The organism is Mucilaginibacter sp. RCC_168 (assembly GCF_041355315.1).
Classification (GTDB): Bacteria; Bacteroidota; Bacteroidia; order Sphingobacteriales; family Sphingobacteriaceae; genus Mucilaginibacter.
Genome location: NZ_JBFUPN010000008.1, coordinates 189038 through 203113 on the forward strand (window position 1 = coordinate 189038; position 14076 = coordinate 203113).

15 protein-coding genes and 1 other RNA gene are annotated in these 14076 nt (G+C 41.8%); 15 read left to right on the forward strand and 1 reads right to left on the reverse strand.

Going from position 1 to position 14076, the window contains the following annotated elements:
- Window positions 1-117 precede the first annotated feature (117 nt).
- From AB6735_RS09400 to AB6735_RS09410, 3 genes are read left to right on the forward strand one after another with little or no spacing between them, the layout of a single operon-like run.
- A complete protein-coding gene (locus AB6735_RS09400; RefSeq protein ID WP_370995674.1) occupies window positions 118-2397 on the forward strand; it encodes a hypothetical protein in 2280 nt (759 codons plus the stop codon).
- The gene (locus AB6735_RS09405) at window positions 2394-2687 is read left to right on the forward strand and encodes a DUF1360 domain-containing protein (protein ID WP_370995675.1); all 294 of its coding nucleotides are present in this window, start codon (window positions 2394-2396) and stop codon (window positions 2685-2687) included. Before AB6735_RS09400 ends, AB6735_RS09405 begins: the two co-directional genes overlap by 4 nt.
- A 37-nt stretch (window positions 2688-2724) precedes the next feature.
- Window positions 2725-2961 carry a hypothetical protein gene (locus AB6735_RS09410; RefSeq protein WP_370995676.1) on the forward strand — a complete coding sequence of 79 codons (237 nt, stop codon included), beginning with the start codon at window positions 2725-2727 and terminating at the stop codon, window positions 2959-2961.
- A gap of 77 nt (window positions 2962-3038) precedes the next feature.
- Here AB6735_RS09410 and dinB read toward each other — a convergent pair whose 3' ends face one another.
- Complete coding sequence (gene dinB / locus AB6735_RS09415; protein WP_370995677.1) at window positions 3039-4223, reverse strand: DNA polymerase IV; 1185 nt, start codon at window positions 4221-4223, stop codon at window positions 3039-3041.
- A gap of 72 nt (window positions 4224-4295) precedes the next feature.
- Between dinB and AB6735_RS09420 the strand changes: the two genes are divergently transcribed.
- The 12 genes from AB6735_RS09420 to AB6735_RS09475 all read left to right on the forward strand — a co-directional run bounded on the left by AB6735_RS09420 (window position 4296) and on the right by AB6735_RS09475 (window position 14051).
- A complete protein-coding gene (locus AB6735_RS09420; protein ID WP_370995678.1) occupies window positions 4296-4925 on the forward strand; it encodes a 2'-5' RNA ligase family protein in 630 nt (209 codons plus the stop codon).
- Window positions 4926-5089: 164 nt separating this feature from the next.
- On the forward strand, window positions 5090-5665 hold the full coding sequence (locus AB6735_RS09425) for a 2'-5' RNA ligase family protein (protein WP_370995679.1): 576 nt from the start codon (window positions 5090-5092) through the stop codon (window positions 5663-5665).
- A gap of 113 nt (window positions 5666-5778) precedes the next feature.
- Window positions 5779-5877: signal recognition particle sRNA small type (gene ffs, locus AB6735_RS09430), an RNA gene on the forward strand.
- A 475-nt stretch (window positions 5878-6352) separates the two neighbouring features.
- Window positions 6353-7402 carry a hypothetical protein gene (locus AB6735_RS09435; protein WP_370995680.1) on the forward strand — a complete coding sequence of 350 codons (1050 nt, stop codon included), beginning with the start codon at window positions 6353-6355 and terminating at the stop codon, window positions 7400-7402.
- Window positions 7403-7759: 357 nt separating this feature from the next.
- Window positions 7760-8716 carry a YpdA family putative bacillithiol disulfide reductase gene (locus AB6735_RS09440; RefSeq protein WP_370995681.1) on the forward strand — a complete coding sequence of 319 codons (957 nt, stop codon included), beginning with the start codon at window positions 7760-7762 and terminating at the stop codon, window positions 8714-8716.
- Window positions 8717-8874: 158 nt separating this feature from the next.
- Complete coding sequence (locus tag AB6735_RS09445; protein WP_370995682.1) at window positions 8875-9306, forward strand: hypothetical protein; 432 nt, start codon at window positions 8875-8877, stop codon at window positions 9304-9306.
- Between the two features lie 725 nt (window positions 9307-10031).
- The gene (locus AB6735_RS09450; protein ID WP_172333664.1) at window positions 10032-10679 is read left to right on the forward strand and encodes a GNAT family N-acetyltransferase; all 648 of its coding nucleotides are present in this window, start codon (window positions 10032-10034) and stop codon (window positions 10677-10679) included.
- Between the two features lie 43 nt (window positions 10680-10722).
- Window positions 10723-11088: a four helix bundle protein gene (locus tag AB6735_RS09455; protein ID WP_370995683.1), complete on the forward strand. Its 366-nt coding sequence runs from the start codon at window positions 10723-10725 to the stop codon at window positions 11086-11088.
- A 33-nt stretch (window positions 11089-11121) separates the two neighbouring features.
- On the forward strand, window positions 11122-12324 hold the full coding sequence (gene argG / locus AB6735_RS09460) for an argininosuccinate synthase (RefSeq protein WP_370995684.1): 1203 nt from the start codon (window positions 11122-11124) through the stop codon (window positions 12322-12324).
- Entirely contained in the window at window positions 12317-12670 is a 354-nt protein-coding gene (locus AB6735_RS09465; protein ID WP_370995685.1) for a cupin domain-containing protein, read from the forward strand. The genes argG and AB6735_RS09465 overlap by 8 nt, the downstream gene beginning before the upstream one ends.
- On the forward strand, window positions 12648-13646 hold the full coding sequence (gene argC, locus AB6735_RS09470) for an N-acetyl-gamma-glutamyl-phosphate reductase (protein ID WP_370995686.1): 999 nt from the start codon (window positions 12648-12650) through the stop codon (window positions 13644-13646). Before AB6735_RS09465 ends, argC begins: the two co-directional genes overlap by 23 nt.
- A 48-nt stretch (window positions 13647-13694) precedes the next feature.
- Window positions 13695-14051 (forward strand): four helix bundle protein, encoded by a 357-nt coding sequence (locus AB6735_RS09475; protein ID WP_370995687.1) that lies wholly within the window; start codon window positions 13695-13697, stop codon window positions 14049-14051.
- Window positions 14052-14076 lie beyond the last annotated feature (25 nt).

Here is a 14076-nt window from a genome sequence, read left to right on the forward strand (position 1 = left end):
CCTGTGAGCGAATGCCTGCCCTAACGGCATCCCTGTCGCTTCAGTACCAATTAGTAATAAGCAGTGGAGTAAGCCGAAAATCCGAACCAAGAGTAAGCTCAATTAAAACCTATAGCTATGATAATTGCAATGCAAGGTAACTGGACAGTTACCGTTAAATCAAAAAATGCTTCTTTTCCGCAGCGTTTTGTGGTACAGGGAGCCACATCAGCCAATGGCAGTCATCCGGGCACACCCGGAACATCTGTTTCTGTAACCGGGAACCAATGGTCAATTGCCATTCAAAATGATCCGGGCACAGGGTTTCAGGCATCAGAAACCAAACTCACCTTTCCGCACCAGGTGGGAAGCAACTATGTGTTTGATATACAATCAAACGATGCCGGCGGAGATACCGATTTTAACGATCTGGTGCTCACTTGTTCATCACCGGTAAATATTAACGATTTTATTATTTACGGTAATGTAACGCTTTACAGCGGCTCGTGCATTTTTAATCCCTGCCGCAGGTTCCCTTATGTGATCGATACTTATCCAGGTTTATTACAGGCATTAAAGAACCCGCTGCTCAAGGATTATATCAATAAGTATTATCCTGAGCGCATACCCGGATCTGTTAACCCGCCCGATCCGGCGCCATACTTTAAGCCTATAGTTTTTGACCTCACCAACGAAGCGACGCAAGCTAATACGGCTTTGCAGTATACCCGGAGTGCACCTGTGGAAACAAAAAGGAATCTGAAAGCGGCAGATGAAACAGTTTCTGCATTTGCTGCAAGTAATTTCCAATTGGTCTCTTCTACCCCCAATGTAGCCTCAAAACAAATATTGGCACAGTCGGCAGAAAACATTTCACTGGCTAAAAATATCGGTGGCTTGTACCGGTATTGCTTAAGCGGGCCTGGGTCAAATTTAACCCTCACCTTTGAGGAGTACGACCGTACCGGTTCCGAACTGCTCGGCGGCGCGTATACCGGAACCGGAGAAAGGCGCCTACTTGGCGATACCATTACCGACATGAACGGAAATTATATCTTCCGTTTTAGTTTTGATATGACCTTCCCCGGTTTGGAAGATGCATCGGACGTTGGCCCGGGCGAAGATATCAACACGGTATTGTATCCGGATGTTATCGTAAAAGTAACAGGTTATTCCCCTTACCAGGTGTTGTTTGAAAGCGCGCCTTACTATAATATTCAAAACCTGAGAAGAATTGATCTCTGCTTACCAGAATCTACCGTACATGTTTCATCAGCCTGCTTTAATGGTAATCTCATCGGCAGCCTGGGCAATGTTTTCATTGGCGGCAACCAGAACACCTTAGCTTCAACGTCAGCCGCCTCATTACGTCGTTACGGCGATTCTAATTACCTGGAATCAAACGGGGTAATATCGGTTAACAGTTCGCTTGCCGGTTTTCATGTAGAATGCGCGGCGTGGAACGGCACTATCGATATGCGCGGCTGCATGTATGATGCTACCAAAAGCGCTGTTGATAACAAGATCAGGTGGTACACTATCCGTGTTAACCGGGCAGGTACTTCGGGCTGGACTTATGTAAGTCAGAATTATAAGCATCCTAAGTTCTCTAAACGCAATCTGCCCAATTATATTGGCGATGACGTGGGGCCTTTTTATCCGGCTGCAGGCGGCACCTTAAATGGTCTGGTTCCAGCCTATATGAACATTCAACGGCAAATATTTGCAGATGGCATTGATTGGGAATTTTCCAACTTCGACAGATATATGCAGCTGAACACCGCGCTTTATGATGTGATAGCAGGCATAACCACCCCAGGTACATTTTATGTACGGGTAGATGGCTATGATGCCGCGGGCGCTCATGTAAGCAACGCCACCGATCTTATCGCGCTATATATCCATAACCGTGGACTTCAGTTCCAGATGACCGGCGCCGTATTGAACGATCCTGCTATTGTAAGCGGTGGCTGCGGATTGTACCGCTTAACCGATGCACAGTTGAAAACACCTATGGTATTTTCATTTGAAGCCAATGATCCTTATGGTTTTGTGGATACTTACAGCTTAAACATGACCAGATGCCCTGGAACAGCGCTTGACCTGAATGCCAACATTGAGGGCGATTTTACTATTACCGGATCGCACACGTTTCCGGGAGGATCAAATCCGTCAAATGTTCATGACGCCTGCCCTGGTTACAAAGGCACACAGGACGATTACAGTAATCCTGGCCTGGTGAGTGCACAAGTACAACCACGACCTGTTGGCGATGGCTGGATTAAAACGGGTGAATACTTTACCATTTATTCCTTTGGTTTAACCGCCAGTCAACGCGTTACCAATGGGTATAACACCGGTAATTCGGGCCCGTACAATGCCTATTCCCAAATTATGATGGAGCGTCTTAATCCATGATGAGTGTTAACATCACCGGTTTTATAATTTGCACGCTGGCCATTTGGCGCATCTCGCATTTATTTTCACAGGAAGATGGGCCATTTGATATCGTGATCAAATTCAGAAAGCTTTTCGGGCAGGGTTTCTTCGGAGACCTGCTCGATTGCTTTTATTGCCTCAGCATGTGGGTTGCCATCCCTTTTGCTGCTCTTTTGTGTAACCAATGGCTACAGGGAATTATCATTTGGCTGGCACTCTCGGGAGCGGCCTGCCTGCTATTTAAATTAACTGATAAAAAAGAAGAATAACATGAATTGCTGCGGAAAAAAAAGACAGGCCTGGCTTATGGAAGAAAAAGCCGCCAAAAGCCAACCAGTTGTGGAGGTACATGCTCAAAAAGCACCTACAGATCAGCCCACCCGCTGGTTCGAGTACTTGGGTAATAATCAACTAACCATAAAAGGTATTGGCACCGGGACACCATACCATTTCAAATTCAAAGGCGACAAACTACCCGTTGACTACCGCGATTCCTTCGCCTTTATGGCCGAAAGGGAATTGAAGATAACAAGTAAAGCATAGCCGGGCAAAAACAATCCTTTGAGGATTGCTCGTAGCAAAAGATCAGCGCAATCAACGAAATCATCATAAATCAGCGGTTAGCCTTTCATAAACGGGTTAAAATTGCGTGTGCCTATTTCCATACCGGCGGCGCGGCAAACGGTTTTATCGCCAAATTTAAAATTGATCCTGTCCATGGCCTGGTAAAGCCTGATCTGTTCTTCATTATCCTCAAATAAATTGATCTGATAACTGCCGGTACAAAGGTCGCTCAGCCTCACGCCTATCAGTCTGATAGGCCGGTGCTGGTTCCACGCTTTTTTGAGCAGGTTTTTAACCCCGGGGATCAGGATATGCTCGGCCGCGGTAAGCGGTATTTTCTGTTGCTGGGTATGAGTTTCAAAATTGGCATACCGGATCTTGATGGCCATACAGGACGAAAGTTTATTCTCCCGGCGTAGTTTACCCGATAACTCTTCAGTCATGGATACCAATATATTTTCCAATGTACGCGGGTCATTCACGTTGCTGAAAAAAGTATGCTCTGTTGATATCGATTTACGGTCGCTATGCGGAACTACTTCGCTGGGGTCGATACCATGGGCCTTTTCCCATAAATATTTACCGGCCTTACCAAAAATGGCCTCCAGAAAACGAACGTTGGTTTTTTGCAGATCGCCGATCCTTTCAATGCCATATTGATACATTTTCTGACAGGTACTCTCTCCCAAACCTGGTATTTTACTAATGGACAATGGCGCTAAAAAAGCCAGTTCCTCGCCATGTTTAATATATAGCTGTCCATTTGGTTTGGCCTGGTTGGTAGCCATTTTGGCTACCGTTTTGCCAGATGCCATACCAAAGGAAATGGGCAGTCCGGTTTCGCGGATCACTTTCTGACGCAGGTTGGAGGCTATCTGGTAACAATCATGAAAACGCTCCATACCCGTTAAATCTATATAAAACTCATCAACAGATGTTTTTTGATAAAGTGGCACCGAGTCATGGATGATCTGGGTAACCTCGCGCGAGGCCTCTGAATAGCGGCCATGGCTGCCATGAAGCACAATAGCATGCGGACAAAGCTTAACTGCCTGCCGGGTGGGCATAGCCGAGTGTACACCGTAGGCACGCGCCTCATAGCTGCATGATGATACCACTCCCCTGTCAACCGAGCCGCCAATGATCACCGCCTTACCTATCAGGCTGGGGTCAAACTTGCGCTCAACCGATACAAAGAAGGAATCAAGGTCGATATGCACAATATGCCGCTTAACATCCATGCACAAATATGAAAATAAATTTAGTATTTTACTAAAAATATTAGCATTTTTGTTTCATCAAAACCAGCAGCCATGTACATGTATGAAGACTATTTATTCCTGCTTTCGCCTCCTGAAGCCATTAAGCAGGAAATTGCCCGGTACAAAAAAGCCTCGGCTAAATTAATTGGCAATTTTAAAAGTATAAATTCACCGGCGCACATTTCTGTCCATCACCTGGAGCGACAGAAACCTTTTATGGCCGAAACCAATTTGAACCGGATGGAGAAAAGCCTGAATGAGCTGCCGCCAGTTTTATTACATGTAGATGGGTTTAAATTTTTTCAGCATCTGCATAACCGGATGACCATTTACGCGCATATCAGGATTACCCCCGCTGTTGACGAATGGTTTACACAGATCAAAAGAGTACTCAAAATCCGCAAAACCATCGTTCCGCATATAACCGTTACCCGCGATGTTGCCGGACCTGATTTTGAACGCTTGTGGCCAAACTTCCGCCATAAAAAACTGGTAGAACCATTTTGGGTAAACGAGCTCATTATGCTAAAACGCGAAACATTTGCGCATAAACCGCAATGGCAGCATTTTAAGGTTTTTGAATTTAAGAACAAAAAAGCGATGGCCAATACCGCGGAGGCTATCCTTCACAAACAGGCAGCAGCGGATAACCATATCCAGGACCAGATCAACCTATTTTAACCATATAGCCTCACCTAATCCTCTCCAAAAGAGAGGACTTTAAATCATATTATTAGAACCCTCTCCAAACTAACCAATATCGCTTTCCTTCTCCTTTGGAGAAGGTGGCTGAAAGCCGGATGAGGCTGAGAGGGCAGGGTGAGGCCATATTTTAAACCAACAGCATGAACAACAAAGATTATCTTACCGTTATTTCCGCGCCGGAGCACGTGGATAAAAAGGTTGGCTTGTTTAAACAGGAATGCGTAAAACGCATAGGAAAGTTTCCGGGGATGTATGCAAAGGCGCATATTACTATCGAATCATTCAGGGATGAGGTGCACCAGCTTACACTAAAACCGCTGTTGCTTACCCCTTTTTATGAAATGGTAGGCTTCAAGGTCAGAACCATACCACAGCATAAACTCCGGATCAATGGGTTCGACTTTTTTAAGCACGGACCCAACTTCAGGACGATATATGCCCGGGTAGATCTGGATAAAACTACCGAAGACTGGTTTAACAAGGTTAAAGGCGCCTTAAGAATGAAAACCCGGAGAATTACGCCACACCTCACCATCGCCCGGAATATACCGGTAGCCTCGTTTAATAAGTTATGGCCTTATTTTCAGGAAATGGAATACCGGGATACCTTTTTGGCTGATTGCCTAACCATACTGGAAAAGGAAGTCGATAACAAAAACGACCACTATAAAGTGCATAAAACGATCCCTTTTAGCAAAAATCCCCTGGCTGCTTAAGCGGCATTTATACCAATTGATACCACATTGAAAGCTAATTACCTAAACGATAATCAATTATCTTTTTTAACAATTTATTAACCATAAACAAACCTTTTTCTATATTTGCGCCGGGGTAAGTCTTTTACGGCCAGCTCCTCTTGAACTCCCCCAGGGTGGGAACACAGCAAGGGTAGAGAGTTGAGCGGCGCGATAAAAGTAGCTTACCCTTTTTTGTGCCTTTATTTTTGGAAAAGCTCCAATCTGTTAATAATTACGGGCATTTAGCCTATGATCGGTGTTATCACCGTACCATACCAAATTTGATAAAAGCGTCATATAAAACTAACATAAATTATGGTTCGGTGATAACACCGACCATAGGCTGAATCTGTTATTAATTACTGGCATTAAGCCATCAATCCTCACTAACTATATTAACTGTCATCTCGAACGAGGCACGAGGAGAGATCTTTTACGAGGGATATGTCGATTTAGTTAAATAAGTGGTACGGTGATAACACCGACCACAGGCTAAATAACGAAATTTACTTCGGCATCAACCACAACTAAACCACTTGTCATCCTGAGGGACGAAGGATCTTCTTCAATATATCCGTCATAGAACAAACGCTTTACTCCGTAACTGTTATATAGTATATTTGCTTATCAAATGACTATAACCTAAACAATCACTTATTTTAAAATATGCCCATACATACCGTTGATAAGATGGCCGGACGATACGAAGTTTCAAAAGGCTTTAAAAAAGATGATCTAATACCATTGATTAGCGCTTCTGATACTTCCGTGATCCAGTTCTCTTCACCCCTTGCTGAACAAGAGATCGATACATTAGAAGAGTTTGTCTTTTCCAAACGGCCAGATATTGCTTTAAGAGTTTATGCTCATTATACGGGCGAATGCGATTTAAGCTTCCTCAAAAGATTACCTTCTTTAAGAAAATTTTTGGCAGATTGCCTGGGAAATGCCAAAGGTATTGAAGCTGTAACCGAGCTTAAGAACCTTGAAACCTTAGGCGTAGGTATATTTGAATTAAACAACTTCGATTTTCTAAACGAAATTAATCCTAACCTTAAACAGCTTTACCTATATCAAACCCGGTCTAAGAAACCCAGTATCGATGCAATTGCACGGTTTGTTCAACTTGAGGAGCTTTACCTTGAAGCACAATCAAAAGGTATAGAATCGATCAGCAGCTTGAGTAGATTGCAAAAAATAACATTACGGTCTATATCAACAGCCAATATTAACTATCTGAGCTCATTAGAACAGCTATGGTCGGTAGATGTAAAGTTAGGAGGAATTAAAGATTTTGATGCCTTAAAGCTGCTTCCCAATTTAAAATATCTGGAACTATGGCAAGTAAGAGAATTATCAGATATTTCATTTATTTCTGATCTTACATCTTTGCAAAATCTATTTATGCAGTCGCTACCAAACGTAAAAGAATTTCCCAATTTGGATAAAGCACATAAACTAAGACGGATTTATCTTGAAAACCTGAAAGGGTTAAAAAAATTGAATGCTTTGAAGACTGCCCCATCATTAACTGAATTTATATATGTAATGGCTCAGAACCAAGAGCCAGAAAATTTATTACCTGTATTGGAAAATAAAGAAGTTAAAAGTGTATTTTGCATGTTTGGTAGCGATAAAAAAAACAATCGTTTTAAAGAACTTGCGGATAATTTCGACAAAAGCCAGTACGAATATCAGAAGTTTTTATATCAATAATGCTCTCAGTTTTTCACTAAACATGGATCAGAGCCATAAAACAGATACTTCAACCGCTCAGCATGACAAAGGGTATTTAGCTGAAATGAAAATTGTCATCTCGAACGAGGCACGAGGAGAGATCCTCTGTGAGAAATATACCAGTCGTATAAGATTTCTCATTATTAGCCTATGGTCGGTGTTATCACCGTACCATACCAAATTTGATAAAAGCGTCATATAAAACTAACATAAATTATGGTTCGGTGATAACACCGACCATAGGCTGAATAACTACAATCACTTTATCATCCGTCATTCAAAATTCATTATTCGATATTACTTTCTGCAAAACCCTAAACTGCCTATCTTCGCAAGATGCTCGATATACTCATTATAGGTGGTGGCCCTATTGGTTTGGCTTGCGGTTTGGCCGCTCAAAAAGCCGGTTTAAGTTTTGTTATTATTGAAAAAGGCTGCCTGGTTAATTCGCTATATAATTATCCATCCACCATGACCTTCTTTTCTACTTCAGAAAAGCTGGAGATTGGCGGGGTACCTTTTGTAACCGTGCACAATAAACCAACCCGTGCCGATGCTTTGGAGTATTATCGTCGTGTAGCGCTTTCCAATCACCTTCCAATCAACCTGTTTGAGGAAGTTACTAACGTTAGTCCACAAAACGGAGCATATACTATAACTACCAGCAAGGCTACCTATGAGGCCAAAAGGGTGATCCTCTCCACAGGCTTTTATGATATCGCGGTTAACCTGGATATCCCTGGCGAAGATCTGCCCAAGGTAAAGCACTATTACCAGGATCCGCATTTTTATACCCTGCAAAAAGTGGTGGTGGTAGGTTCCAGCAACTCGGCTATCGATGTGGCGTTGGAAACTTATCGCAAAGGCGCCGAAGTTACCCTGGTGATCCGCGGCAGCGAAGTAAGTAACCGGGTGAAATACTGGGTACGGCCCGATATCATCAACCGTATTAAAGAAGGCAGCATCAAGGCATACTTTAACTCCAATTTGCAGGCCATCCGCCAGTATGAGGTTGACATCCAGACACCTGATGGACTGGTAACGATCCCCAATGATTACGTAATGGCAATGACGGGCTATAAACCCAATTTTGATTTCCTTAGGAAACTGGGCATTATACTGTCGGAAGATAAATTCATTCCCCAATACAACCCCGACACCATGGAGACCAACCTGCCAGGCCTGTACCTTGCCGGTGTAGTTTGCGGCGGATTAGATACTCACCTCTGGTTTATCGAAAACTCGCGTATCCACGCCGACATGATCATTAATGATATTGTAAGTAAGCGATAATCAGCGTTTTCTCATTTAAATAAACACGCACTGAATAAATTATCTATTCATTATCAGATAGTTATTGTTTTTATTTTATTAACTAGTACTATGTATTGCATATTACTATTTAAAACACTTATCTTTATTTAAGTTTCAAATTAAATAAAGTAAAAACCATGAAATCAACCATTATCGCGCTGCTGCTACTATTAGCCGGCAGCGCCGCCTGTCTGGCACAATGCGACAAAAAATTAAGCCTGGCAACTTCAAAAACCGAACATCTGGATGGTAGTAACAACCTGGATCGGGCTGTCGATGAGCAAACGGTTATCGAGATCATCGATAAAAACATTTCGGTTAATATCGAGAACGGCAAACAAACCCTGAAAGGAACCATCAAATCAAACACCTGCGATTGGAAAACGCCTTTTAAGGAAGGAAAATCGGTAATCAATACCACCATCAGTGATGAGGACGGTGGCGGTGAGAAAGATTATGTGCTCACTATTGAAGGCAAAGGTGGCAAAGTTACCTTGCTTGCCGAAAGCGTACAAGATCCAGACAGGAAGCTGAGATTTGTTCTGGATAAATTTGAAGAGAAAAAATAAACTGCCGATCATCAAAGCCTTCCATCTGCATGATCGGGAAACCAAACTTTGAAACCTGAAAAAAATCAAATATACTTAAATCATAACGGCCCGGTTCTCCAATAAAACAGAGACCGGGCTGTTTAGTTAAAGTAACCCAGTCTCCAAAAACTAACCGATTGGTATGTTTATCTAAATGTTAGTTGGTCAATACTTTTTAAAGCTTTCAAAACCCATCAAAAATTTGTTAAAAAGTGTTAAAATGGCATTAAACTTTAGTTAAACAGAGCAAAAGCAATTCGTTTTTACCCTGTTTTTTGTTAAAAAGTGTTAAAATTTGAGGTTTAAAAAGCCCGAAGTTATGTTATCTGATCATCAGTATTTTATATCTTTCAAAAAACGGAATATAATCTTATCGTTATTAAATCATTTTTTTCTTGCATAAGTAAAAATTTATGCAATAATTTGCACCCAAATTAAAAACACAGTAATACCCACAAAAAATGAATCTACAAAGCTTAAATAAGCCCGCAATAAGAGCAACATTTGCTCCAGCTGCCGCTGCTTTGGTTTCAACTGTTTTTTTATGCTGCCCTCCCCGACGAAGGCCCTATATGCCAAGGGTTTGAATTGATTTCCTGTAACAAAACCCCTCGAAAGAAGAAAGTTTTTAAACTTATTCTTTTATAAACCATCTAATTATTAAGGCTTTAAAGCCAATTAATTTAACGGTAATATCTATTTTAATGACCATACAAGATTTTGATATTCAGGTTGCTACCGCTCAACACGTAGACTATGCACCTCAAATATGTGTTGAAATGGCTGAATCGGCCAAAGCAAGGGGCACTGGCATAGCACAGCGCTCACCAGAATACGTAGCCAATAAAATGCTGGAAGGCAAGGCCGTTATAGCGCTGCATAAAGACGGCACCTGGGCTGGTTTCTGCTATATTGAAACCTGGAGCCATGGCGATTTTGTGGCTAACTCGGGCCTTATTGTTAATCCACAATTCCGTAAAGCTGGCCTGGCAAAAGCTATTAAACACCGTATTTTCCAGCTTTCCAGAACTAAATATCCGGAGGCTAAAATATTCGGCTTAACAACAGGTCTGGCTGTAATGAAGATCAATTCCGAACTGGGATACGAACCCGTTACCTACTCCGAGCTTACCCAGGACGAGAACTTTTGGGCAGGCTGCAAAAGCTGCGTTAACTATGATATTTTGATGAGTAAGGAGCGCAAAAACTGCATGTGCACCGCTATGCTGTTTGATCCTGCCGAAAAACAAAAGCAGGACGAAGAAAAGATGAAAAGGATCACCCACAAAGCTACCCTGCTCGAGCGTATAGAAAATGCCATCAAGAAAAGGATCCATCATGATAATGATTAGTAAAAGGTAAAAGGCGAAAGGTTAAGGGCGAAAGGCAAAACTAATGAGAGATTATAAAAAATTGGATATTTGGAAAAGATCACATTTGCTAACCAAGCAAGTATATGCGGATGTGTTGCCCATTATGCCCCGTGAAGAACAGTACGCCTTAACAAATCAATTACGCAGATCAACCTATTCAATTCCGTTAAATATTGTGGAAGGTTGTGGTAGGAATACAGACAAAGATTTTGTTCATTATTTGGATAATGCTTTGGGCTCGGCCCACGAGGTAGAATATACCTGTTATTTAATTTATGACCTTGGGTTTATCCCAAAAGAAATTTACGACAAAGTGCACATCGCAATTAATGAAGTGAAAGCTATGTTAATTGGATTTATAAAATTTTTAAGAGGCGAAAACCTTTAACCTTTCGCCTTTTACCTTTCACCTTAAAAAGATATGAAGAAAAAAGTAGTATTAGCGTACAGCGGAGGTTTAGATACTTCATTTTGCTGTATTTATTTAACACAGGATCTTGGTTATGAAGTTCACTCGGTTATTGTAAATACCGGTGGCTTCAGCGACGAAGAGTTAAAAGGGGTTGAAGAGCGTGCCTACAAAATGGGCGTTACTTCGCACCACGTGGTTGACGAAACCAAAAACTTTTACAATACCTGTGTTCGCTTTTTGATTTATGGTAATGTTTTAAAAAATAACACCTACCCACTTTCGGTAAGTGCAGAACGTGTTAGCCAGGCAACCGCTATTGCTAACTATGCCAAAGAAATAGGCGCCGAATTTGTAGCACATGGCAGTACCGGCGCCGGTAACGACCAGGTACGTTTTGATATGATCTTCAACATCCTGGTTCCCGAGGTGCAAATCATCACCCCTATCCGCGACTTAAAACTGAGCCGTGAGGAAGAGATCGAGTACCTGAAAAAACATGGTGTTGATATGAACTTTGAAAAAGCAAAGTATTCCATCAATAAAGGTATCTGGGGAACATCGGTAGGTGGTAAAGAAACCCTTACTTCTAACCTGGGGTTACCTGAAGAGGCATGGCCTACCCAGGTTACCGAATCGGAAGTAAAAAATCTGGAGCTTGTTTTTGAAAAAGGCGAATTGGTGGGTATCGATAACGAAAAATTTGACCATCCAACAAAAGCGATACAGGCTTTACAGGCTATTGCCCAGCCCTATGGCATAGGCAGGGATATTCACGTAGGCGATACCATCATTGGCATTAAAGGTCGTGTTGGTTTTGAAGCCGCCGCTCCAATGGTGATCATCAAGGCCCACCATACTTTAGAAAAACACGTGTTGACCAAATGGCAGCTGACCTGGAAAGACCAATTGTCGGCCTTCTATGGTAACTGGCTGCACGAAGGACAGTTTCACGACCCTATCATGCGTAACATGGAGGCTTTTCTAACCGATACCCAGCAAAACGTAAGCGGCAAGGTATTTGTACAACTGCACCCATATCGTTTCCAGGTGATAGGCATCGAGTCGGAACATGATCTGATGTCGAACAAATTTGGCAGCTATGGCGAAATGAACAATTCATGGTCGGGTGAGGATGTTAAGGGATTCTCTAAAATATTTGGCAACCAGGTCATGATCTATCATAAGGTTAATAATCAATCACAGAATGATTAATACAGCTTTTTCAAAAGGCGAATGTTTAAAGCATTATAATTGGGGCGATGACTGCCACGGCTGGACTTTTATTGATACCGAGGCATTGTCTGTTAAACAGGAGTTAATGCCGCCGGATACCGCCGAGCAGTTACATTACCACGAAAAAGCCACACAGGTGTTCTTTATTTTAAAAGGCAGGGCCACTTTCACGATCGACGGCAATGTGAGCGAGTTAAAGCCAGAACAAGGAATAGAGATTTTACCTGGTCAAAAGCACTTTATCAGTAATAACGACCGGAGCGATCTGGAATTTATTTTATATTCTTATCCATCAACCAATCATGACAGGATCAACATCAAATAAAGTACGCGCGGGAATTATAGGTGGTGCGGGATATACTGGCGGTGAAATGCTGCGTATATTGATCAATCACCCGGATGTGGAGATAGCTTTTGTAAACAGCAATAGTAATACGGGTAATTACGTTTACGAAGTTCATACCGATCTTTTTGGTGATACCAATCTTCGTTTTACTGGTGAATTGTCATTTGCCATCGATGTGCTTTTTTTGTGTGTTGGTCATGGCGATGCTAAGAAATTCCTGGAATCGACATTTATACCTGACCATATTAAGATAATTGACCTGAGCCAAGATTTCCGTTTAACGCAAAGTTCAAAATTCAAAAACAAAAACTTTGTATACGGATTACCGGAGTTAAATCGTGAAGCCATAAAAACAGCTGATAATATTGCTAATCCGGGCTGTTTTGCTACCTGTTTGCAATTGGGCTTATTACCACTGGCTTCAAAAGGCATATTGAACAACGAGGTACATGTGGCGGCAACAACCGGTTCAACGGGTGCGGGACAAAGTTTGGCTCCTACTTCTCACTTTACCTGGCGAAATGATAACCTATCTGTTTACAAGGCATTTAATCACCAGCACTTAAACGAGATAGGTCAGTCATTAAGACACTTACAAGGCGATTTCAATAAAGCCATCAACTTTATACCCTATCGCGGCGATTTTACACGTGGTATCATAGCTTCTATTTATACAGACAGCGATCTGAGTGAAGAAAAGGCTTTGGAACTTTATAAAAGCTACTATGAAGGTCATCCTTTTACCCATGTAACCAATAAAAATATCGATCTGAAACAAATTGTAAATACCAACAAATGCTTTATTCAAGTGAGTAAACACGAGGGTAAACTATTAATTATTAGCATACTGGATAATTTACTTAAAGGCGCCTCTGGCCAGGCAGTACAAAACATGAATTTGTTATTTGGCTTAGATGAGCGCGCAGGGCTACGACTTAAGGCGACGGCTTTTTAAGCTGAAAGCAGAAAGCTTAAAGCTAAAAGCTGTTGCCACTAAAATAATATGAGGGATTATAAAAAATATGAAGTATGGAAAAAGGCGCATGAACTTAATATGTTCATCTACTTAACACTACTTCCTAAATTCCCCAAAAGTGAACAATATGATTTGATGAGTCAAACTAAGCGGGCCTCATATTCCATTCCACTTAATATTGTGGAAGGATGCGGGAGAAATACAGAAGCTGATTTTGCACGCTTCTTAGACCAGGCATTGGGTTCAGCACATGAATTAGAGTATTGCTGCTTAATGTGCCGGGATCTATCATATATTGACGAACAATTGTATCAGCAAACAAATACAATAATTAACGAAGTAAAGGCGATGCTGATCGGCCTTATTAAAACACTACGGAAGTAAAAAGCTTTTTGCTTTCAGCCTTCTG

Bases quoted from the DNA above. Each gene is read 5' to 3' on its own strand.
- AB6735_RS09400 (WP_370995674.1), top strand. From the start codon at position 118: ATGATAATTGCAATGCAAGGTAACTGGACAGTTACCGTTAAATCAAAA.
- AB6735_RS09405 (WP_370995675.1), top strand. From the start codon at position 2,394: ATGATGAGTGTTAACATCACCGGTTTTATAATTTGCACGCTGGCCATT.
- AB6735_RS09410 (WP_370995676.1), top strand. From the start codon at position 2,725: ATGGAAGAAAAAGCCGCCAAAAGCCAACCAGTTGTGGAGGTACATGCT.
- dinB (WP_370995677.1), bottom strand. From the start codon at position 4,223: ATGGATGTTAAGCGGCATATTGTGCATATCGACCTTGATTCCTTCTTT.
- AB6735_RS09420 (WP_370995678.1), top strand. From the start codon at position 4,296: ATGTACATGTATGAAGACTATTTATTCCTGCTTTCGCCTCCTGAAGCC.
- AB6735_RS09425 (WP_370995679.1), top strand. From the start codon at position 5,090: ATGAACAACAAAGATTATCTTACCGTTATTTCCGCGCCGGAGCACGTG.
- AB6735_RS09435 (WP_370995680.1), top strand. From the start codon at position 6,353: ATGCCCATACATACCGTTGATAAGATGGCCGGACGATACGAAGTTTCA.
- AB6735_RS09440 (WP_370995681.1), top strand. From the start codon at position 7,760: ATGCTCGATATACTCATTATAGGTGGTGGCCCTATTGGTTTGGCTTGC.
- AB6735_RS09445 (WP_370995682.1), top strand. From the start codon at position 8,875: ATGAAATCAACCATTATCGCGCTGCTGCTACTATTAGCCGGCAGCGCC.
- AB6735_RS09450 (WP_172333664.1), top strand. From the start codon at position 10,032: ATGACCATACAAGATTTTGATATTCAGGTTGCTACCGCTCAACACGTA.
- AB6735_RS09455 (WP_370995683.1), top strand. From the start codon at position 10,723: ATGAGAGATTATAAAAAATTGGATATTTGGAAAAGATCACATTTGCTA.
- argG (WP_370995684.1), top strand. From the start codon at position 11,122: ATGAAGAAAAAAGTAGTATTAGCGTACAGCGGAGGTTTAGATACTTCA.
- AB6735_RS09465 (WP_370995685.1), top strand. From the start codon at position 12,317: ATGATTAATACAGCTTTTTCAAAAGGCGAATGTTTAAAGCATTATAAT.
- argC (WP_370995686.1), top strand. From the start codon at position 12,648: ATGACAGGATCAACATCAAATAAAGTACGCGCGGGAATTATAGGTGGT.
- AB6735_RS09475 (WP_370995687.1), top strand. From the start codon at position 13,695: ATGAGGGATTATAAAAAATATGAAGTATGGAAAAAGGCGCATGAACTT.